The following is a 21,935-nucleotide window of genomic DNA, read 5'->3' as shown; positions in this document are numbered from 1 at the left end:
TGCTCTCCTACTCCAACGGAATGGCCACGCTCAGGCTGGTGCCTTCGCCCGGCTCGCTTTCCAGCGTCATGCTCCCCCCCAGCATCAGCACCCGCTCGCGCACACCCACCAGGCCAAACGAGGTGGGCCGCGTCTGCTCGCGGCAAAAGCCTTGGCCATCATCACTGACCGTCATGCGCAACTGTCCGCCCTCACGTACCAGCTCAATCTCTACGCTGTGCGCCTGGGCGTGACGCATCACATTGGTCAGCGCCTCCTGGAGGATACGAAACAGCCCGGTGGCCTTGGCATCACTCAATGCTGGCAGATTATCGGGTACTTGCACCAGACAGGGGATTTGCGTACGTGCCTCGAAACGCCGCGCCTGCCATTCGATGGCCGAGGCAATGCCGGCATCGAGGATCGGCGGACGCAAGGCAGTGGCGACATCGCGCACCAACTGGAATAACTGGGCGATCAGGCGTTTCATGCTCGCCAGGCGATCATTCAGGCCAGGGTCTAGCTCGGCATAGGCCAGCTCGCACATCGACACTTCCAGCTTGAGCACGGTCAGCATCTGCCCCAGTTCATCATGCACTTCCCGGGCGATACGAGCTTTCTCTTCTTCACGCACGCTCTCCAGGTGGGCCGAGAGTTCGCGCAACTGCTCCTGGGACTTCGCCAACGCCAGCTCGGCCCGCTTGCCCTGTGTGATGTCCCAGACTACACCGTCCCACACCACCTGGCCGTTGCCCAGATGCCGGGCGCTGGCCTTGATATCGGCCCAGCGCTGTTCGCCCTGCCGGGTGAGGATGCGCCCCTGCCAGGACCAGTCCTGGTCGCTGGCCAGGGCCAGGTCCTGCACCCTGTGATAATCAGCACGGTCCTCGGGGTGCACCAGGTTGCGCAGGCCCATCTGCGGGTGCTGGATCTCGCTGGGTGCATAACCCACCAAAGCCTCGCTACCCTCACTGATATAGGGGAACTCCAGATCGCCCTCGGCCGGGTCACGCTCCAGGCGAAACACCAACCCTGGTACGTTGCCAGCAATGCCCTTGAGCCGCGCCTCGCTTTCGCGAAGGGCCGCCAAGGCACGGTGGCGCTCGGTGACATCGGCGAGGTAGACCACCAGATATTCGGAATCACGAAAGCGCAGAAAGCTCAGCGACAGCTCCACGGGTAGCAAGCTTTGATCAGCCCGCCGGCATTGCGTCTCAAATTGACCGACACCCCCCGCCCCCGTACGCGCCCCCTTCCACAGCTCTAGCCACCGGTCCATGTTCAGGCTCGGCTCGAAGTCGCTCAGCGGCCGCTCCAGCAACGCCCCTTCGCTGTAGCCCAACATGCGCTCGGCGGCATGGTTGGCGTAACGCACATGGCTGTCCCAGTTGACCCAGAGGATACCTACGGTGCTCTGGTCGATGGCGAACTGGCTCAGGCGCAACGCCTCTTCGCGCACCTGGCGCTCAACAAGGCTTTCTCGCGCGGCCAGCAGGCTGCGCTCCAGCTGGCGCTGCTGACGGCGTTGCCACACCAGCGTGGCCAAGGCACACAACAGCAACAGACCGAACAGCAAGGCCATGTTCTGCCAGAAGCCCGGCGACTCGCTCAGGCGCGGGTACTTCGGCTGCAACCAGCGCTGATGCAGTTGTTCCAGCTCCTTGGCCGGCACTGCCTGCAAGCCACGTTCAAGTACATCGGCCAGCAGCGGCCAGTCGCGCCGCGAACCGATACGCAACAGTTGCGGCAGGCCGATATCGCCGACCACCGCCAGCTCACCGAACTCGCTCTCGCGCGACAGGCGGCTGAGCTGCGCTTCATCCAGCACGGCGAAACTGGCCTGGCCACCTACCACCAGTTGCAAGGCCTCACGATCGTCGGGCACCCCCTGCAGGTTGAGGTTGCCGTAGTTGCCGCGCAGGTAATCCGCCAGCGGGCTGGGCATGCGCACCGCGACGCGTTGCTCGGCTTCAAGCTTTTCCAGTTCCACGGCCATGGCCCCGGTGCGCGGCCCCACCACCAGCTGTGGCACGCGCATGTACGGGTCGCTGAATAGCCACAGGCGCAGGCTGGCCGGCGTCTGGGTAAGGCCAGGGGCGAAGTCGATTTCGCCGCTCTGCAGGGCATGTTCCAAACTGGCCTGGTCAGTGAAGTTACGCCAGGTGAGGTCCAGCCGCAGCGCCTGCGCCAGGCTGTTCACCAGCTCCACATTGGCCCCGTACAGTTGCTGCAGACGCCGGTCGAACTGGGCGTAGGGCGCCTGCAACACCAGGCCGACACGCAGGCTGCGGTGGGTGTCCAGCCACTGCTGCTGGTCAGGCTCCAGCACCACAGAGGGCAGCGCCTCGGGCTTGGCCCAGGCAATCAAGGGCAGCCACAAGCAGCCGATAACCAACAGGCGACGCACTCGCTTCATCTATACGCTCGACTTGGCAAAGACGGCCATGCAGCATGGCCGTCACGGGCAAATACTATTAGGCTGCCGGTTTCATTCTGGCCTTGGGTTGACTCATGTCCACACTTTATCGCACGACGCTGGCAATGTGCTGCCTGGCCTCGGTCCTTCCACTCGGCGCCCTGGCCGCCGATGCCGAAAAACCACCTGCAAATACCATGGCACCGGCTGCCGAGGCCCCACGCCCACCTTTGCTGGAACGCAGCCAGGAGGATGCCCTGGCGCTGGAGCGGCTGCTGCCCAAGGCTGAGCAGCAGACCCTGCAGGCCGGTACCGACAGCTTCCTGGCCCTGTGGAAGCCGGCAAACGACAACGATCCGCAAGGGGCAGTGATCATTGTCCCCGGTGCAGGCGAAACGGCCGACTGGCCAAATGCAGTCGGCCCACTGCGGCAAAAATTCCCTGATATCGGCTGGCACAGCCTGAGCATCAGCCTGCCCGACCTGCTCGCAGACAGCCCGCAAGCACGGGTCGAAGCCACACCACCGGCAGCGCCTGCGCCAGAAAAAGGCGAAAGCGCACCGGTCAAGGACGTGCCGGCCGACGCCAACGCCAACGTGGCCCAAGCCACCGCGGCCGATGCCGACACAGCAGAAAGCACCGATGCCGAACAAGCCAGCGAGCAGGCCGACCCGGCAGATGCCGAACGCATCTTCGCCCGCCTGGATGCCGCCGTGGCGTTCGCCCAACAACACAATGCCCGCAGCATCGTACTGATCGGCCATGGTAGCGGTGCATATTGGGCGGCGCGCTACCTGAGCGAGAAACAGCCACCGCAGGTACAAAAACTGGTGATGGTCGCTGCACAGACCCCTGCACGGGTGGAGCAGGACCTGGAAAGCCTGGCCCCAACCTTGAAGGTACCCACGGCCGATATCTACTACGCCACCCGCAGCGCTGACCGCAACGCAGCCCAGCAACGGCTGCAGGCCAGCAAGCGGCAGAAGGATAGCCAGTACCGACAATTGTCATTGATTGCCATGCCAGCAAACAAAGCGGCGGAACAAGAGCAATTGTTCCGCCGGGTGCGGGGGTGGATGAGCCCTCAGGGCTGAGTCAGGCTTGATCCTTGTGGCGGGGCGTCAAAGGCCGCGCCGCTTGCGGATCATGGCATAGGCCTGGTGCAACTCACGGGTGCGCGCGGTCGCTTCACGCACCTGCGCCTCGCTGGCACCAGTACCCGCCAGCTTGTCCGGGTGATGCCGACTGACAAGCCGACGATACGCCTGCTTGACCTTATCGGTGTCGGTGTCTGCGTCCACCGCCAGCAAGCGCAACGCTGCCGCGTAGGTCATGGGCACGCTTTCTGCCCCCGTGGCCTTGCGCGGCTCGTACTCCAGGGACATGGCCTGCACCTGGCGCCGGCTCATGCCCAGCTTCTGCCCCCAGTCCAGCAGCAACTCACGCTCCTTGTTGCCCATCTTGCCGTCAGCCCAGACCATGCGCCAACAGGCCCGCAAGGTACCTTCCGCCGCGTGGGGCTGCTGACTGATGCGCCGCAGGTGCCCGCCAAGCCGGTCCTTGCCCGCCTTGCCACGGTTGAACGCATTGATGGCGCGCAACCGGGCTGCCTCGGCCAGGTCCAGGCGCACCATCTCCTGACGCGCCTGCTGGATATGCTGCTCGGCTACCCGTCCATCGCACTTGGCCAGGCGCCCGAGCATCACGAACAACAACTCGTCGTCGCGTAATGCAGGGCGCCCACCCAGGCGTTCGCGCATGTCTTCCCAGCCTTGCAAGCGCAGCCGGCGGTCGATGGCCTGCCCAAGCAACGCACCGAGCAAGGCACCCGGTATGCTCGCAACGGCAAAGCCGGCACCCACACCTATCACCGTGCCTGGCCACCACATGTCAGGCGCGCTCGCCAATCAGAGACTCAGCCTCGGCCAGGCGTTCAAGCGTGCCAACATCCACCCAGTGCCCACGGTAGTGTTCGCCAGATACCTTGCCGGCCGCCATCGCCTGGCGCAGCAACGGTGCCAGCTTGAAGGCACCCGCCTGGCAACCTTCGAACAGCGCCGGGTGCAGCACGGAAATGCCGCTGAAGGTCAGCGTGCCGGGCGCGTCATCGCCGTCAACGACCTGCTCGCCCACCAGGCGGAAGTCACCACGGCCGTGATGGCCAGGGTTGTCGACCAGTACCAGGTGAGCCAGGCCTTGCAGGGGAGCCTGCAATCGCGCGAAGTCGTAGTCGGTCCACACATCGCCATTCACCAGCAGGAACGGCGCATCACCCAACAAAGGCAGGGCCTTGAAGATGCCGCCGCCGGTTTCCAGCGGTTCACCTTCAGGTGAATAGCGAATGCTCAGGCCGAAGCGGCTACCGTCGCCCAGATGGTCTTCGATCTGCTGGCCAAGCCAGGCATGGTTGATCACCACTTCGGTCACGCCCGCTGCCGCCAGGGCGCGCAGGTGGTACTCGATCAGCGGCTGGCCGGCGACCGGGACCAACGGTTTTGGGGTGTGCAGGGTCAGCGGGCGCATGCGCTCGCCCTTCCCCGCAGCCAGGATCATGGCCTTCATGCACGCGCTCCGGCCTGCAACTCGGCAATCAGCTCACCCAGCTCCGCCAATTCGGGCCGGCGACCGATCACTTCATTTATATAGGCGAAGAAACGCGGCACGTCGCCCAGGTAACGCGGCTTGCCGTCGCGGTGGCAGATACGGGCGAAGATGCCGATCACCTTCAGGTGCCGCTGCACGCCCATCAGGTCACTGGCGCGGTGGAAGGCTTCGAACTCGGCGTGCACCGGGATGCCGGCCGCCTGCGCCTGCTGCCAGTAGTCGCTCAGCCAACCTTCGACCCGCGCCTGCGGCCAGCTGACAAAGGCGTCCTTGAACAGGCAGGTAATGTCGTAGGTGACCGGGCCGTATACCGCATCCTGAAAGTCCAGCACACCAGGGTTGGGGGTGCTCTGCATCAGGTTGCGCGGCATGTAGTCACGGTGTACCAGCACCTTGGGCTGCGCCAGGGCGCTGTCGATCAGCAACTGGCTGACGCGCTGCCAGGTGGCCTTCTGTGCATCGGTGAAGGTCAGGCCCAGCTCACGCCCCACGTACCATTCGGGGAACAGTTCCACTTCACGGCGCAGCAGGGCGTCGTCGTAGCTGGGCAGCGGCGCGTCCATTGGCAAACGCTGGAACTTCAGAAGGGCATCGATGGCGTCGGCGAACAGGCCATCGGCGTTGTCTGCATTGATGATGTCAAGGTATGTCTGAGTGCCCAGATCCCCAAGCAGCAAAAAGCCGCGTTCCAGGTCCTGAGCGTGGATCAGCGGCACATGTACGTCAGCGCTGGCCAGCAGGTGGTCGATGGCGACGAACGGTCGGCAGTTTTCCTGCGGGGGGGGCGCATCCATGATCACGAAACTGTGGCCAGCGCCCTGCCAGCGGAAATAGCGGCGGAAGCTGGCGTCGCTGCTGGCAGCGGTCAGGCTGCCTGCAGGCACCTCGCCCCAGGCGTTGTCACGGAAAAGATCATTGAGCTGCTCATCGAGCCAGACCGTCAGTTGTTGCAGGCGTACATCGTGTTCAGGCATTGCAAGGGTCTCCGACGGCCCTAGCCGTCAAGCGGGTCATGCTTTATTATCCAGCATCTTTTTCAGACCATCGAGAGGCGTGCGGCCCCACACGCGGGCAGATGGCACGCAGGAAGCCCGGACTAATAAGATGGCATTGAAATCCCCCGCGTTTCGTAGAAAGTTTCCGTTGCTGGTAACCGGCGGTCTGCTGGCCCTGCAACCTCTGGCCACCTCATACGTAGTGGCAGCCGAACAGTTCGACTGCCAAGTGTCCGCCGCCGGTGGTTGGGACTGCAAGCCCAAAACCCCAGTCAACAACTTGCCGCCGCGCCCGGTGCACGAAGGTGCAGCCGTCAGCTCCGGCACCGAAGCGGCGGGCGAAGCCGAAACTGCGGACCGGCCCGTGCTGGTTACCGAGGCCAAGGGCCGTGGTCTGAAGTCGCGCAGCGAAGACTACAGCCACCTGGACTGGGTTCCGCGTGAAAAGCTCACCGCCGCGCAGCTGGCTGAAACCGGCCCGTACTGCGGTGGCGCGTATATCGAGCCAACCCGCCCGGGCATGGCCGACACCACGCCGAAGGACGAGTCGCCGACCTACATCAATGCCAAGGTATCCAAGTACCAGCAGGAGCAGCAGATCGCTACCCTCGCCGGTGACGTGGTGATGCGCCAGGGCAGCATGCAGGCCGAAGCCGACGAGGCCAACCTCTACCAGGCCGAAAACCGTGGCGAGCTCAAGGGCAACGTCAAGATCCGTGACAACGGTTCGCTGGTGGTCGGTGACGAGGCCCAGATCCAGCTCGACACTGGCGAAGCCCAGGTCGACAACGCCGAATACGTGATGCACAAGTCGCACATCCGCGGCAGTGCCCTGTACGCCAAGCGTGGCGAAAACGCCATCATCCGCCTCAAGGACGGTACGTACACCACCTGCGAACCGGGCAGCAACGCCTGGCAGCTGAAAGGCAACAACATCACCCTGAACCCGGCCACCGGTTTCGGTACTGCGACCAACGTTACGCTTCGGGTCAAGGATTTCCCGGTGTTCTATACACCGTACATCTACTTCCCGATTGACGACCGTCGCCAGTCCGGCTTCCTGCCGCCGTCGTTCAGCACCAGCAGCGACACCGGCTTCATGCTGGTCACGCCGTACTACTTCAACCTGGCGCCTAACTACGACGCCACGTTGTACCCGCGTTACATGGCCAAGCGCGGCCTGCTGATGGAAGGCGAGTTCCGCTACCTGACACCTTCCAGCGAAGGGCAGTTCGGCGGCGCCTACCTGAACGACAAGAACGACGACCGCAAAGATCAGACGGATTACAAAGATCAGCGCTGGATGGTCAACTGGCAGCACAAGGGTGGCCTGGACGAACGCCTGATGGCCGAGGTGGACTACACCGACATCAGCGACCCGTTCTACTTCCAGGACCTGGAATCCGACCAGATTGGCGTGGAAAGCCGCGACCTGCTGAACCAGCAGGGTGCGTTGACCTACCGAGGCGACAGCTACACCGCGCGGTTGAATGTGCATGCCTACGAGATGGCGACCATCTCGCAGATCACGCCGTATGATCGCCTGCCGCAGCTGACCCTGAACGGTACGCTGCCGTTCCAGCCTGGCGGTTTGAACCTTGGGTACGAGACTGAAGCTGTTCGCTTTGATCGTGACCTGAAGGACGATTTCGTTCTGGACGAAGATGGCAATCCAGACGCCAGCGCCGGCGTACCCGGTCGTCGTCTTGACGAAAACATCTTCGGTGTAGCGCGTGCCAACGGTACCCGCCTGAACGTCGCCCCGTCCATCAGCCTGCCGATGGAAGCCAGCTACGGCTACATCACGCCGAAGCTGAAGTACATGTATACCCATTACGACCTTGACCTGGATAGCAAGGGCAAGAGCGACATTGCTGCCGCGAACGCAGACACACTGGACGTGTTCGGCGACTACAAAAGCAACCTGAACCGCGATATCCCGATTTTCAGCGTCGACAGCGGCCTGTATTTCGACCGCAACACCTCGTTGTTCGGCACCAACTACCGCCAGACCCTCGAACCGCGCATGTTCTACCTCTATGTCCCGTACAAGGACCAGATGGACATCCCGCTGTTCGACACGGGTGAAACCCTGTTCAGCTACGACTCGCTGTTCCGTGACAACCGTTTCAGTGGTACCGACCGCATCGGCGACGAGAACAAGTTGTCGCTGGGCGTGACCACCCGCTGGATCGAGGAGAACGGCTTCGAGCGCCAGAACTTCAGCATCGGCCAGGCCTACTACTTCAAGGACCGCAAGGTCCAGCTGCCAGGCATCGACTACCGCACCCGCAAGGACGCGCAGTCCGATGTATCGCCATACGCCCTGATGTACAACTACTACTTCAACCGCGACTGGCGCTTCAATTCGGACTTCAACTGGGACCCGGACAGCCGCAGCACCCGCTCGGGCAGCGCGATGTTCCACTACCAGCCTGAAGACAACCCGAACAAGATCGTCAACCTCGGTTATCGCTACCGTAACGACACCATTGCCTACGACTCGACCACGGGTACCTGGAAAGTGGGCGGCGGTGACTATGGCACCCCGGGCGATCCGAACTACATCAAGGATTACTACAAGATCCAGCAGCACGACTTCTCGGTCATCTGGCCGATCGTGCCGCAGTGGAACGTAATCGCTCGCTGGCAGCATGACTACAACCGCAACCGTACCCTGGAAGCCATGGGTGGTTTCGAATACGACAACTGCTGCTGGAAGCTGCGCCTGATCAACCGTTACTGGATCGACTACGACGATTTCAGCCAGGCCCTTCCACAGAACGAAAAAGGCGACCACGGTGTCTTCCTTCAGATCGTCCTGAAAGGCCTCGGCGGCGTAGTTGGCAACAAGGTCGAGTCTTTCCTCGACCAAGGCATTCAAGGTTACCGTGAACGTGAAGACCAAGCTTATTGATCGTCTGCGCCCAGTGTTGCTGGGCGTCGCTTTGCTGAGTGGCGCGGTGCATGCCGCGGTGCAACCTCTTGATCGCGTGGTGGCTATCGTCGACAACGACGTGGTCATGCAAAGCCAGCTGGACCAGCGTGTCCATGAGGTCCAGCAAACCATCGCCAAGCGCGGCGGCGGCGTGCCGCCGACCAGCGCCCTGGAACAGCAGGTGCTGGAACGCCTGATCGTCGAGAACCTGCAGCTGCAGATCGGCGAGCGCTCTGGTATCCGCATCACCGACGAAGAGCTGAACCAGGCCATTGGCACCATTGCCCAGCGCAATGGCATGTCGCTGGACCAGTTCCGCGCGGCGCTGGCCCGTGACGGCCTGTCGTTCGACGACGCTCGCGAGCAGGTCAAGCGCGAGATGATCATCAGCCGCGTGCGCCAACGCCGCGTTGCCGAACGCATTCAGGTGTCTGAGCAGGAAGTGAAGAACTTCCTGGCCTCGGACCTGGGCAAGATGCAGATGTCGGAAGAGTACCGCCTGGCCAACATCCTCATCCCGACCCCGGAAGCCGCCAACTCGGACGATATCCAGAAGGCTGCGCGCAAGGTCGGTGACGTGTACCAGCAACTGCGCCAGGGTGCTGACTTCGGCCAGATGGCGATTGCCAACTCGGCCAGCGAAAACGCCCTGGAAGGCGGCGAAATGGGCTGGCGTAAAGCCGGTCAGCTGCCACCCGACTTCGCCAAGATGCTCAGCAGCATGCCGGTGGGCGAAATTACCCAGCCTATTCGCATCCCCAACGGCTTCATCATCCTCAAGCTCGAGGAGAAGCGCGGCGGCAGCGAGAACGTGCTGCGCGACGAAGTGCATGTACGCCACATCCTGATCAAGCCAAGCGAGATCCGCAGCGAGGCGGCCACCCAGCAACTGGCCGAGCGCCTGTACGATCGGATCAAGAACGGCGAAGACTTCGGCGAACTGGCCAAGAGCTTCTCGGAAGACCCGGGTTCGGCACTCAACGGCGGCGACCTCAACTGGGTCGATCCGAACAGCCTGGTACCGGAGTTCCGTGAACAGATGGCCAATGCCCAGCAAGGCGTAGTGACCAAACCGTTCAAGACCCAGTACGGCTGGCACGTTCTGGAAGTGCTGGGCCGCCGCGCCACCGACAGCACCGAGCAAGCTCGCGAACAGCAGGCCCTGAGCGTACTGCGCAACCGCAAGTATGACGAAGAGCTGCAAACCTGGCTGCGCCAAATCCGCGACGAAGCCTACGTTGAAATCAAGCTGCCTGGCGCTGACCAGGCCGCCCAGTGAAGCCCCTGCGCTTCGCCGTCACCCCCGGCGAGCCGGCCGGCATAGGTCCCGACCTGTGCCTGCTGCTCGCCGCAGACGCCCAGCCTCACCCCCTGATCGCCATCACCAGCCGTGACCTGCTCTCCGAGCGGGCCACGCAGCTGGGGCTGGCCGTCAGCCTGCTGCCGGTAGCCCCGGGCCAATGGCCTGACCTCCCGGCACCCGCAGGTAGCCTGTACGTCTGGGATACCCCCTTGGCGGCTCCGGTGGTGCCAGGCCAGCTGGACAAGGCCAACGCAGCGTTCGTGCTGGAAACCCTGACCCGCGCTGGGCAAGGCTGCCTGGACGGGCACTTCGCCGGGATGATCACGGCCCCGGTTCACAAGGGAGTGATCAACGAAAGCGGTATCGCCTTTTCCGGGCATACCGAATTCCTTGCCGAACTGACCCGCACCGCACAAGTGGTAATGATGCTGGCCACCCGCGGCCTGCGCGTGGCCCTGGTGACCACGCACCTGCCACTGCGTGATGTTGCCGACGCTATCACTGCAGAGCGCGTCGAACGTGTAACCCGTATCCTGCATGCCGACATGCGCGACAAGTTCGGCATTGCCAACCCGCGTATCCTGGTGTGTGGCCTCAACCCGCACGCGGGCGAGGGCGGCCACCTGGGCCGCGAAGAAATCGACATCATCGAGCCGACCCTGGCCCGCCTGCGCACCGAAGGCATGGACCTGCGCGGGCCGCTGCCGGCCGATACCCTGTTTACCCCCAAATATCTGGAGCACTGCGATGCGGTGCTGGCGATGTACCACGACCAGGGCCTTCCCGTACTCAAGTACAAAGGCTTCGGCGCAGCAGTGAACGTGACCTTGGGCCTGCCAATCATCCGCACGTCGGTTGACCACGGCACCGCCCTGGACCTGGCCGGCACTGGCAAAGTCGACACCGGCAGCCTGCGCGTCGCACTGGAAACCGCCTACCAGATGGCCGAGAACCGACCATGAACGAGCAATACCAACACCGGGCGCGCAAGCGCTTCGGCCAGAACTTCCTGCACGACGCCGGTATCATCGACCGCATCCTGCGTGCCATCAACGCCAAGGCCGGCGAACACCTGCTGGAAATCGGCCCGGGCCAAGGCGCCCTGACCGAAGGCCTGCTGGGCAGTGGCGCACAGCTGGACGTGGTGGAGCTGGACAAAGACCTGGTGCCGATCCTGCAGCACAAGTTCGCTGATCGCAGCAACTTCCGCCTGCACCAGGGCGACGCCCTGAAGTTCGACTTCAACCAGCTGGGCGTGCCGCCGCGCAGCCTCAAGGTGGTTGGCAACCTGCCCTACAACATCTCCACCCCGCTGATCTTCCACCTGCTCAGCCACGCCGGGCTGATCCGCGACATGCATTTCATGCTGCAGAAGGAAGTGGTCGAGCGCATGGCCGCCGGCCCTGGCGGCGGTGACTGGGGGCGCTTGTCGATCATGGTGCAGTACCACTGCCGCGTGGAGCACCTGTTCAATGTCGGCCCTGGTGCCTTCAACCCACCTCCGAAAGTGGATTCGGCAATCGTCCGCCTGGTGCCGCACGAAGTGCTGCCGTTCCCGGCCAAGGACCACCTGCTGCTGGAGCGTGTCGTTCGCGAAGCGTTCAACCAGCGCCGCAAGACCCTGCGCAACACCATGAAAGGCCTGCTGGACAGCGCCGCCATCGAGGCTGCTGGCGTTGATGGCAGCCTGCGTCCTGAACAGCTCGACCTGGCAGCCTTCGTGCGCCTGGCTGACCAACTGGCTGATCAGCAACAAGCCTGATTTAGCCCGTTCCGGCCTCTTCACGGGCCACAAGGGATCGCACAACCCTCAAATCCTGTGCGACCCCTTGTAGGAGCGGGTTTACCCGCGAAGAGGCCGACACAGCCCCCCCCCAAGCCCGATCACCGCTGGCCCTCCCCCCTCCCAATGGCCTAGACTGCATTATTGCGTCAGTTCGCCCAAGGCCCTTGCATGTCCGACCCCCGCTATCAAATCGACGTCAGCGTCGTGACCCGCTACCTGAAAGAACAATCCGACCCCGAAAACAGTCGCTTCGCTTTCGCCTACACCATTACCGTGCAGAACAACGGCTTGCTCAGTGCCAAGTTGCTGTCGCGCCACTGGCTGATCACCAACGGTGACGGCGAGGTAGAGGAAGTACGCGGCGCCGGCGTGGTCGGCCAGCAACCCAACATCGACCCTGGCCAGAGCCACACTTACAGCAGTGGTGCCGTCATCAGCACCCGCGTTGGCACCATGCAGGGCAGCTACCAGATGTTCGCCGAAGACGGTAAGCGCTTCGACGCCGAGATTGCCCCCTTTCGGCTGGCAGTGCCCGGGGCGCTGCACTGATGGCCACCTACGCCGTCGGTGACCTGCAGGGCTGCCTGCAGCCACTCAAATGCCTGCTCGATCGCGTCAGTTTCAACCCCGCCGTCGACCGCCTGTGGCTGGTCGGCGACCTGGTCAACCGCGGCCCCGAGTCACTGGAAACCCTGCGCTTCCTGTACTCGATCCGTCATTCACTGGTCTGCGTGCTGGGCAACCATGACCTGCACCTGCTGGCCGCCTGGCACAACGTCGAGCGCCTCAAGAAAAGCGACACACTGCGCGAGATCATCGAAGCGCCGGACGCCGACCAGCTGTTCGACTGGCTGCGCCAGCAGAAGCTGCTGCATTACGACGAGCCCCGCGGCATCGCCCTGGTTCATGCCGGCATACCGCCACAATGGACCCTTGGCAAAGCCCTGGAGCTCGCTGCCGAGGTCGAGGAAGTGCTGCGTGACGACACCCGCCTGCAGCTGTACCTCGACGGCATGTATGGCAACGAGCCGAACAAGTGGAGCAAGAACCTCGCCGGCGTCGAACGCCTGCGGGTCATCACCAACTACTTCACCCGCATGCGCTTCTGCACGGCCGATGGCAAACTCGACCTCAAGAGCAAGGAAGGCCTGGGTAGCGCGCCCAAAGGCTACAAAGCCTGGTACGCGCACAAGGACCGCCGCTCACGCCACGTGAAGATCATCTTTGGCCATTGGGCCGCTCTGCAGGGTGAGGTCACCGAGCCCGACGTCATCGCCCTGGACACTGGCTGCGTATGGGGTGGCGCCATGACCCTGTACAACGTCGACAGCGGCGAATACCACCGCTGCGACTGCGCCGACGACGGCACCCTGCGCCAGCCGGCACAACCCACTACACTCAACGACCACACCTGAAGGAAGTAGTACCCATGAGCGAATTCAAGCGCATCCCTCCTGAGCAGGCCTTGGAGCTTCGCAAGAAAGAAGGTGCGGTCGTCGTCGACATTCGCGACCCGCAGGCCTTCGCCGCCGGCCACATCACCGGCGCCCGGCACCTGGATAACCACTCGGTCGCTGACTTCATCCGCAACGCCGACCTCGACGCGCCAACCCTGGTGGTCTGCTATCACGGCAATTCCAGCCAAAGTGCTGCCGCCTACCTGGTAGGCCAGGGTTTCTCCGACGTGTACAGCGTGGACGGCGGCTTCGAACTGTGGCGCGCGACCTACCCGGCCGAGACCGCCCAGGGCAACGCTGAATAATTTTTTATTTTCCCCTGCAGCCCGTGCGCCGCGCGGGCTTGCGGCTTATCTGACGAACGGTCGTTCGTAACTTCTGCCTTTCTCACCCCTTTACCTTGCAGATAACCAACTACGCTTAAGCTCAGGCCATCCAAAAAGGGGAGAGCCGGTACACCGGCGTGCGGGTCATCGGTAGCGTTACAGGGTGTTCTGGGGGGTATACAGCAATCGGCCAACCCGGTTGCATGCCAGCATCAGCTGACTGATCCGGCGTCGTCTCCACGTATCGAGCGAGGTGACGTCATGAGTATTTTTAGCCACTTCCAACAACGTTTCGAGTCTACGCGCCAGGAAGAACTCTCGCTGCAGGAGTACCTCGAGCTGTGCAAAGAGGATCGCAGTGCCTACGCATCGGCGGCCGAACGGCTGTTGCTGGCCATCGGTGAGCCAGAGCTGATCGACACCTCTACCAACTCCAGGCTGTCGCGCATCTTCTCCAACAAGGTTATCCGCCGCTATCCGGCCTTTGCCGACTTCCATGGCATGGAAGAGTGCATCGACCAGATCGTGTCGTACTTCCGCCACGCCGCCCAAGGCCTGGAAGAGAAGAAACAGATCCTCTATCTGCTGGGCCCGGTAGGCGGCGGCAAGTCCTCGCTGGCGGAAAAACTCAAGCAGCTGATGGAAAAGGTGCCGTTCTACGCGATCAAGGGCTCGCCGGTATTCGAGTCACCTCTGGGCTTGTTCAATGCCACCGAAGATGGGGCCATTCTCGAGGAAGAGTTCGGCATCCCACGGCGCTACCTCAACACCATCATGTCGCCTTGGGCCACCAAGCGCCTGCAGGAATTTGGTGGTGACATCTCCAAGTTCAAGGTGGTGAAGCTGTACCCGTCGATTCTTAACCAGATCGCCATTGCCAAGACCGAACCCGGCGATGAAAACAACCAGGACATCTCGGCCCTGGTCGGCAAGGTCGATATCCGCAAACTTGAGGAATACCCACAGAACGACGCCGACGCCTATAGCTACTCGGGCGCGCTGTGCCGGGCCAACCAGGGCCTGATGGAATTCGTCGAAATGTTCAAGGCGCCGATCAAGGTCCTGCACCCCTTGCTCACCGCCACACAGGAAGGCAACTACAACAGTACCGAAGGCCTTGGGGCGATCCCCTATACCGGTATTCTGCTGGCGCACTCCAACGAATCGGAGTGGCACACCTTCCGTAACAACAAGAACAACGAAGCGTTCATCGACAGGATCTATATCGTCAAGGTGCCGTACTGCCTGCGGGTCAGCGATGAAATCAAGATCTACGACAAACTGCTGGTCAACAGCTCGCTGTCCAAGGCCCACTGTGCGCCAGATACGCTCAAGATGCTGGCTCAGTTCACAGTGCTTTCGCGTCTGAAAGAGCCCGAGAACTCCAATATCTATTCCAAGATGCGCGTTTACGACGGGGAAAACCTCAAGGACACCGATCCAAAGGCCAAGTCGATCCAGGAATACCGGGACTCTGCGGGTGTCGACGAAGGCATGAACGGCCTGTCGACTCGCTTCGCCTTCAAGATCCTGTCCAAGGTGTTCAACTTCGACCCACACGAAATTGCCGCCAACCCGGTGCACCTGCTCTATGTCCTCGAACAGCAGATCGAACAGGAGCAATTCCCGGCTGAAGTGCGCGAACGCTATCTGCGCTACCTGAAGGAATACCTGGCACCGCGCTACATCGAGTTTATCGGCAAGGAAATCCAGACTGCCTACCTGGAGTCCTACAGCGAATACGGCCAGAACATCTTCGACCGCTACGTGCTGTATGCAGACTTCTGGATCCAGGATCAGGAATACCGCGACCCGGAAACCGGCGAAATTCTCAACCGCATTGCGCTCAACGAGGAACTGGAGAAGATCGAGAAACCGGCCGGCATCAGCAACCCGAAAGACTTCCGCAACGAGATCGTCAACTTCGTACTGCGCGCACGCGCCAACAACAATGGCAAGAATCCAAGCTGGCTGAGTTATGAAAAGCTGCGGGTCGTGATCGAGAAGAAAATGTTCTCCAACACCGAAGACCTGCTGCCGGTCATCAGCTTCAACGCCAAGGCCAGCAAAGAGGACCAGAAGAAACACAACGACTTCGTCACCCGGATGGTGGAGCGTGGCTATACCGACAAACAGGTGCGCCTGCTGTCGGAATGGTACCTGCGGGTCAGGAAATCGCAATAAAGCGGCAAGCTACGAGCCGCAAGCTGCAAGCTGTCTGGCGTTGGCATTGCTGCCCGCGTCACAGCTTGCAGCGGCGGTGGCTGCTCTTTCTTGCAGCTTGAAGCTTGTGGCTTGCAGCTTGTGGGTTGCAGCTGCATCCAGTCACCGGAGGGACCATGAGCTACGTTATAGACCGACGCCTGAACGGCAAGAACAAGAGCACGGTCAACCGCCAGCGCTTCCTGCGGCGGTACCGCGAACATATCAAGAAGGCCGTCGAAGAGGCGGTGAGCCGCCGTTCCATCATGGATATGGAACACGGCGAGCAGATCAGTATTCCCGGGCGCGACATCGACGAACCCGTCTTGCATCATGGTCGCGGGGGCAAACAGACCATCGTGCATCCTGGCAACAAAGAATTCACTGCCGGTGAACACATCCCACGGCCGCAAGGCGGTGGAGGTGGCGGCGGTCGCGGCAAGGCCGGCAATTCCGGCGAGGGCATGGACGAGTTCGTCTTCCAGATCACCCAGGAAGAATTTCTCGAATTCATGTTCGAAGACCTTGAGCTACCCAACCTGGTCAAACGTCACCTGACTGGCGCCGATACCTTCAAGACTGTTCGCGCCGGCATCGCCAACGAAGGCAACCCGTCACGCATCAACATCGTGCGCACCCTGCGCTCGGCCCATGCCCGGCGTATCGCCCTGACCGGCAGCAGCCGCGCCCTGCTGCGCGAAGCACAAAAGGAACTTGATCGCCTGCGGGTCGAAGAGCCGGACAATTTCACCGATATCCAGGAAGTCGAACAGGAAATCGAGCGCCTGAAGGCACGTATCAACCGCCTGCCCTTCCTCGACACCTTCGACCTCAAGTACAACCTGCTGGTCAAGCAACCCAACCCCAGCTCGAAGGCAGTGATGTTCTGCCTGATGGACGTATCCGGATCGATGACCCAGGCCACCAAGGACATCGCAAAGCGCTTCTTCATCCTGCTGTACCTGTTCCTCAAGCGTAACTACGAGCGCATCGAAGTCGTGTTCATTCGCCACCACACCAGTGCCCGGGAAGTCGATGAAGAAGAGTTCTTCTATTCGCGGGAAACCGGCGGCACCATCGTCTCCAGTGCCCTCAAGCTGATGCAGGAGATCATGGCCGAGCGTTACCCGGCCAGCGACTGGAACATCTATGCCGCGCAGGCTTCTGATGGCGACAACTGGAACGACGACTCGCCCATCTGCCGCGACATCCTTTCCAAACAGATCATGCCGCATGTGCAGTACTACACTTACGTTGAGATCACCCCCCGTGAACACCAGGCGCTGTGGTATGAATACGAGCGTATCGGAGATGCTTTCCCCGACACGTTCGCCCAGCAGCAGTTGGTATCGGCCGGCGACATCTACCCGGTCTTCCGTGAACTCTTCCAGCGCAGGTTAGCCACATGACCGCCAGAGCACAGAGACGCCAACCCATTTCCACTGGGTCCGAGTGGACGTTCGAGCTGATCCAGACCTACGACCGGGAAATCAGCCGCTTGGCCGAGCGTTACGCCCTGGACACCTACCCCAACCAGATCGAGGTCATCACTGCCGAACAGATGATGGACGCCTACGCCTCGGTCGGCATGCCGCTGGGCTACCACCACTGGTCCTACGGCAAGCAGTTCCTCAGTACGGAAAAGTCCTACAGCCGCGGCCAGATGGGCCTGGCCTACGAGATCGTGATCAACTCCGACCCTTGTATCGCCTACCTGATGGAAGAAAACACCATGTGCATGCAGGCACTGGTGATTGCGCACGCGTGCTACGGCCATAACAGTTTTTTCAAAGGCAATTACCTGTTCCGCACCTGGACTGACGCCAGTTCGATCATCGACTATCTGGTGTTCGCCAAGCAGTACATCGCCCAGTGCGAGGAGCGCCACGGTATCGATGCTGTGGAGGACTTGATCGACTCCTGCCATGCCCTGATGAACTACGGTGTCGACCGCTACAAGCGGCCTTACCCTATTTCTGCCGAAGAAGAGCGGCGCCGGCAACAGGAGCGCGAAGAGCACCTTCAGCGTCAGATCAACGACCTTTGGCGGACAATTCCGAAAAACGCCGAAAAGGGTAACGACCGCGATGAGGGGCGCTTCCCCGCCGAACCGCAGGAAAACATCCTGTATTTCATCGAGAAGAACGCCCCGCTGCTTGAACCCTGGCAGCGTGAAGTAGTGCGCATCGTGCGCAAGATCGCCCAGTACTTCTACCCGCAGCGCCAGACCCAGGTGATGAACGAAGGCTGGGCAACCTTCTGGCACTACACCCTGATGAACGACCTGTACGACGAGGGGCTGATTACCGAAGGCTTCATGATGGAGTTCTTGCAGTCGCACACCAGCGTGGTGTTCCAGCCCGGCTTCGACAGCCCGTACTACAGCGGCATCAACCCCTACGCGCTGGGCTTTGCGATGTACACCGACATCCGCCGCATGTGCGAAAACCCCACCGAAGAAGATCGCCACTGGTTCCCCGACATTGCGGGCAGTGACTGGCTTTCTACCATCAAGTTCGCCATGAGCAGCTTCAAGGACGAGAGCTTCATCCTGCAGTATCTGTCGCCCAAGGTGATGCGCGACCTCAAGTTGTTCAGCATCCTCGATGACGACCAGCGCGACGACCTGCTGGTGCCCGCCATCCATGATGAGGCCGGCTACCGGGTGATTCGGGAGCAGTTGGCAGCGCAGTACAACCTGGGCAACCGTGAACCGAACGTACAGATCTGGAGCGTCGACCGCCGCGGAGACCGCTCACTGACCCTGCGACACCAGCAACACAACCGCAAACCGCTGGGCGACTCGACCGACGAAGTGCTCAAGCACCTGCATCGCCTGTGGGGCTTCGATATCCACCTGGAGACCGTGCAAGGCGAGCAAGTGATGAGTACTCACCACATGCCGCCACGCGGCGAACATAGCGAAAGCGCCGACTACGGCCGTATGGACCTGGCTGTTATCCACCACCTCTGATGCGACCCCATGACCGCCGACGGGTTATCCTGTCGGCAGTTATGGAGAGCTGCACATGCACATCTACAAAGTTGGCGGCGCCGTGCGCGACCGTTTGCTCGGCCGCCCTGTCAGCGATATCGACTGGCTGGTGGTGGGCGCCACCGTCGAAGAAATGCTAGCCAAGGGCTATCGGCCGGTGGGAGCCGATTTCCCGGTGTTCCTGCACCCGAAAACCGGTGAGGAATACGCCCTGGCTCGCACCGAGCGCAAGAGTGGGCGAGGCTACGGCGGGTTCACTTTTCACGCCAGCCCCGACGTAAGCCTGGAAGAGGACCTGATCCGTCGCGACCTCACCATCAATGCGATGGCCGAGGATGAGGCGGGCACGGTCTACGACCCCTACCAAGGCAAGAACGATCTGGATCAACGCCTGCTACGCCATGTTTCCCCGGCATTCGCCGAAGATCCTTTGCGCGTGCTGCGTGTTGCACGCTTTGCTGCCCGTTACGCACCACTGGGGTTCCGGGTTGCCGATGAAACCTTGGCGCTGATGCGCCAGATCAGCGCCTCGGGCGAACTGCAGGCACTCACTGCCGAGCGCAGCTGGAAGGAAATCGAGCGCGCGCTGATGGAAGTGCAACCGCAGGTATTCTTCAAAGTGCTGAGCGCGTGTGGGGCCCTGCAGGAGCTGCTGCCTGAGCTCGATGACGGCTCCCGGACGTTGGCGGCGCTGGAGCAGGCGGCGGTGCACGAACAACCGCTGCACGTGCGCTGGGCCTGCCTGTTGCGAGGGTTGCCACCGACATCGATCAAAGCCGTCAACCAGCGCCTGAAGGCACCGCGTGAGTGCCAGGAACTGGCCATGCTGACAGGGGAATGCCTGGCGCAGGGCAATCAGGCGCTCGAACTGCCTGCCACGGCACTGCTGGAGCTGTTGCAGAAGTTCGATGTTTACCGACGGCCGCAGCGATTTGAGGATTTTCTGACCGTTTGTGAGATGGCGGCGCGGGGCGATGGCGAGCAGGGTTACCCACAGGCCGATTACCTGCGAGGCGCAGCAGCGGCGGCGCGAGCGGTGGATGTGAAGCCGTTGGTGCAAGCCGGGCTGACCGGTCAGGCACTTGGCGAAGCACTCAAAGGTGAACGGCTGAAAGCGCTCGAGGCTTACCAGCGCGGTTAGACCTACCGGCCTCTTCGCGGGTAAACCCGCTCCTACAGGGGCACCCATTGAGGTTTGGGCACAGCCCGTCGTAGGAGCGGGTTTACCCGCGAAAGGGCCGGGCCTGCTGGCCAATTTCCACCCGCTGTTCACCGTCGCAGCCACCACCGTATTCGCGGGTAAACCCGCTCCTACAGGGGGCACACATCAGAGGTTGGGCTCAGCCCGTTGTAATCGATGGACTCGCCCCCGCCGAGGCATCACAGTGCCACGGTGGTGTTCGAAGAAGCCAACGGCAGCGAGGGCGAGACCATGAAAAAGCATAGTTCGAAACACGATTCCCTGTCTTCCACTGATGTGGAGCTTTGCACAACCATCTGCGTAGACCTGGCCAAACAGGTCTTCCAATTAGCAGGCGAGGACGCTACTGGTCGGGTGATCTACGAAGATCGCATCAAATCCCGCCAAGCGTTCCACGATTTCCTGCTCAGGCTGCCAACGACCGTGGCCGTCTTGATGGAGTGCGGTCCAGGTGCACAAGCCTGGGCCAGACTGCTGCAGGCCAAAGGTAATCCGGTTCGCATCCTGCCGGCGCAACGTGTCGCCGAACATCGCAGCGGTGCTAAGAACGATCGTAACGACTGCTATGCCATTTTGCGTGCCGGTCGCGATACGAGCATCGCTTCGATACCGATCAAGAGCACCACAGCACTGGCTATTCAAGCGCTGCACCGTATCCGGCGCGGTAACATCAAGCGACATACCGCGCTGGGTAATCAGATCCGTGGTTTGCTACTCGAGCATGGCGTATCCATGCCCCAGGGCGATGCCGCGATCAATAAGCATGTGCCTCAGGCGCTTGAGGATGCTTCCTTGCCTCTACCCGACCTGTTGCGCGAGTTGCTCGATGAGTTGCTGATGGACTGGTTGTCTCTAGGTGAACGCATAGCGGCGCTGAGCCGCCGGCTCGAAGCGACTGCCCAAGAGGATAAAGTCGCTCAGCGACTGATCACCATTCGCGGCGTCGGCCCTATCATTGCCACGGCGATCGTGGCGAAACAGACCGACCCCAGCCGCTTCGCCAGTGGCCGAATGTATTCCGCCTTCTTCGGTATCGTGCCCGATCAGCACAGCAGCGGAAACAAAATCAGATTGGGCAAGATGAGCAAGCGCGGTGACGGCTACATACGCAGCCTGATGATCCAGGGCGCGCATGCTGTCTTGAGTCAGTTAAGGCCTGATTCCGATCAGCCAGATGATCGCCGCCTCTTGCGCTGGCTATCCCGCCTTGGGCGCAAGGAGGCGGCGATCAGGCTGGCTAATCGAAATCTGCGGATTATCTGGGCCCTGTTACAGAGCGATCAGGTTTACCAACGCAAACCGAACGAAAAACCGGAGGCGGCTATGAGCCTCTGACCAACCGGGTAATGCCACCGGGGCGCTAGGCGCTCCAACCCCTGCTAGTGAACATTGACCCTAGGTAAGACCGTCGCAGACCGATGCCTCCGCTCCTACAGGCCTGATAGTGGCCTCCATGTAAACGGCACACTGCGAGCTCACCACGATGTTGGCCAGAAGCAAAAAGCTTCCTCGAACAGGCCTGATACATAGATGCAACCGGGTTCCTATGTTCAAAAAAGCAGCTAGACAGTGTGGGCGAGTCCATACATAGGAGCGGGTTTACCCGCGAAAGGGCCGGGCCTGCTGGCCAATTTCCACCCGCTGTTCACCGTCGCAGCCGCCACCGTATTCGCGGGTAAACCCGCTCCTACAGGGGACACACATCAGAGGTTGGGCTCAGCCCGTTGTAGGAG

17 protein-coding genes are annotated in these 21,935 nt (G+C 61.6%); 13 read left to right on the top strand and 4 right to left on the bottom strand.

Annotation, left to right across the window (positions count from 1 at the left end; translation table 11 throughout):
• Positions 1-7: 7 nt before the first annotated feature.
• Positions 8-2,395, bottom strand: a complete 2,388-nt coding sequence (locus AC3RCM_RS02370; protein WP_492629357.1) for a PAS domain-containing sensor histidine kinase — start codon at positions 2,393-2,395, stop codon at positions 8-10.
• 95 nt (positions 2,396-2,490) lie between these two features.
• Between AC3RCM_RS02370 and AC3RCM_RS02365 the strand changes: the two genes are divergently transcribed.
• Positions 2,491-3,489, top strand: a complete 999-nt coding sequence (locus tag AC3RCM_RS02365) for an alpha/beta hydrolase family protein (protein ID WP_011953310.1) — start codon at positions 2,491-2,493, stop codon at positions 3,487-3,489.
• A gap of 27 nt (positions 3,490-3,516) precedes the next feature.
• Here the strand turns inward: AC3RCM_RS02365 and AC3RCM_RS02360 are convergent, their stop codons facing one another.
• Genes AC3RCM_RS02360 through AC3RCM_RS02350 form a run of 3 tightly spaced genes read right to left on the bottom strand, consistent with a single transcriptional unit; the run spans position 3,517 to position 5,973 of the window.
• Positions 3,517-4,284 carry a TerB family tellurite resistance protein gene (locus AC3RCM_RS02360; protein WP_010951746.1) on the bottom strand — a complete coding sequence of 256 codons (768 nt, stop codon included), beginning with the start codon at positions 4,282-4,284 and terminating at the stop codon, positions 3,517-3,519.
• Between the two features lies 1 nt (position 4,285).
• On the bottom strand, positions 4,286-4,957 hold the full coding sequence (murU, locus tag AC3RCM_RS02355) for an N-acetylmuramate alpha-1-phosphate uridylyltransferase MurU (RefSeq protein WP_010951745.1): 672 nt from the start codon (positions 4,955-4,957) through the stop codon (positions 4,286-4,288).
• The gene (locus AC3RCM_RS02350; protein ID WP_014755129.1) at positions 4,954-5,973 is read right to left on the bottom strand and encodes an aminoglycoside phosphotransferase family protein; all 1,020 of its coding nucleotides are present in this window, start codon (positions 5,971-5,973) and stop codon (positions 4,954-4,956) included. The genes murU and AC3RCM_RS02350 overlap by 4 nt, the downstream gene beginning before the upstream one ends.
• A 130-nt stretch (positions 5,974-6,103) precedes the next feature.
• Between AC3RCM_RS02350 and AC3RCM_RS02345 the strand changes: the two genes are divergently transcribed.
• The 12 genes from AC3RCM_RS02345 to AC3RCM_RS02290 all read left to right on the top strand — a co-directional run bounded on the left by AC3RCM_RS02345 (position 6,104) and on the right by AC3RCM_RS02290 (position 21,537).
• Positions 6,104-8,911 (top strand): LPS-assembly protein LptD, encoded by a 2,808-nt coding sequence (locus tag AC3RCM_RS02345; protein ID WP_492629356.1) that lies wholly within the window; start codon positions 6,104-6,106, stop codon positions 8,909-8,911.
• Entirely contained in the window at positions 8,892-10,211 is a 1,320-nt protein-coding gene (gene surA / locus AC3RCM_RS02340; RefSeq protein WP_011953306.1) for a peptidylprolyl isomerase SurA, read from the top strand. Before AC3RCM_RS02345 ends, surA begins: the two co-directional genes overlap by 20 nt.
• The gene (gene pdxA, locus AC3RCM_RS02335; RefSeq protein WP_409263123.1) at positions 10,208-11,197 is read left to right on the top strand and encodes a 4-hydroxythreonine-4-phosphate dehydrogenase PdxA; all 990 of its coding nucleotides are present in this window, start codon (positions 10,208-10,210) and stop codon (positions 11,195-11,197) included. The genes surA and pdxA overlap by 4 nt, the downstream gene beginning before the upstream one ends.
• The gene (gene rsmA, locus AC3RCM_RS02330; RefSeq protein WP_003255558.1) at positions 11,194-11,997 is read left to right on the top strand and encodes a 16S rRNA (adenine(1518)-N(6)/adenine(1519)-N(6))-dimethyltransferase RsmA; all 804 of its coding nucleotides are present in this window, start codon (positions 11,194-11,196) and stop codon (positions 11,995-11,997) included. The genes pdxA and rsmA overlap by 4 nt, the downstream gene beginning before the upstream one ends.
• A gap of 192 nt (positions 11,998-12,189) precedes the next feature.
• Positions 12,190-12,570 (top strand): Co2+/Mg2+ efflux protein ApaG, encoded by a 381-nt coding sequence (gene apaG, locus AC3RCM_RS02325; protein WP_064491652.1) that lies wholly within the window; start codon positions 12,190-12,192, stop codon positions 12,568-12,570.
• Positions 12,570-13,436, top strand: a complete 867-nt coding sequence (locus tag AC3RCM_RS02320) for a symmetrical bis(5'-nucleosyl)-tetraphosphatase (protein ID WP_004576191.1) — start codon at positions 12,570-12,572, stop codon at positions 13,434-13,436. The genes apaG and AC3RCM_RS02320 overlap by 1 nt, the downstream gene beginning before the upstream one ends.
• A gap of 14 nt (positions 13,437-13,450) precedes the next feature.
• Positions 13,451-13,783, top strand: coding sequence for a thiosulfate sulfurtransferase GlpE (gene glpE, locus AC3RCM_RS02315; protein ID WP_010951742.1), 333 nt, complete (start codon positions 13,451-13,453; stop codon positions 13,781-13,783).
• A 282-nt stretch (positions 13,784-14,065) separates the two neighbouring features.
• The gene (locus tag AC3RCM_RS02310; RefSeq protein WP_003255563.1) at positions 14,066-15,988 is read left to right on the top strand and encodes a PrkA family serine protein kinase; all 1,923 of its coding nucleotides are present in this window, start codon (positions 14,066-14,068) and stop codon (positions 15,986-15,988) included.
• A 155-nt stretch (positions 15,989-16,143) separates the two neighbouring features.
• Positions 16,144-17,415: a YeaH/YhbH family protein gene (locus AC3RCM_RS02305; RefSeq protein WP_003255564.1), complete on the top strand. Its 1,272-nt coding sequence runs from the start codon at positions 16,144-16,146 to the stop codon at positions 17,413-17,415.
• On the top strand, positions 17,412-18,980 hold the full coding sequence (locus AC3RCM_RS02300) for a SpoVR family protein (protein WP_003255566.1): 1,569 nt from the start codon (positions 17,412-17,414) through the stop codon (positions 18,978-18,980). Before AC3RCM_RS02305 ends, AC3RCM_RS02300 begins: the two co-directional genes overlap by 4 nt.
• A 55-nt stretch (positions 18,981-19,035) precedes the next feature.
• A complete protein-coding gene (locus AC3RCM_RS02295; RefSeq protein WP_492629355.1) occupies positions 19,036-20,142 on the top strand; it encodes a multifunctional CCA addition/repair protein in 1,107 nt (368 codons plus the stop codon).
• Positions 20,143-20,478: 336 nt separating this feature from the next.
• On the top strand, positions 20,479-21,537 hold the full coding sequence (locus tag AC3RCM_RS02290; RefSeq protein ID WP_098316384.1) for an IS110-like element ISPpu11 family transposase: 1,059 nt from the start codon (positions 20,479-20,481) through the stop codon (positions 21,535-21,537).
• Positions 21,538-21,935 lie beyond the last annotated feature (398 nt).

It is taken from the genome of Pseudomonas sp. GW823-FHT05G12, assembly GCF_058795575.1.
The sequence above is the reverse complement of the archived record's forward strand: the minus strand, read 5'-3'. Positions and strand labels throughout refer to the sequence as shown.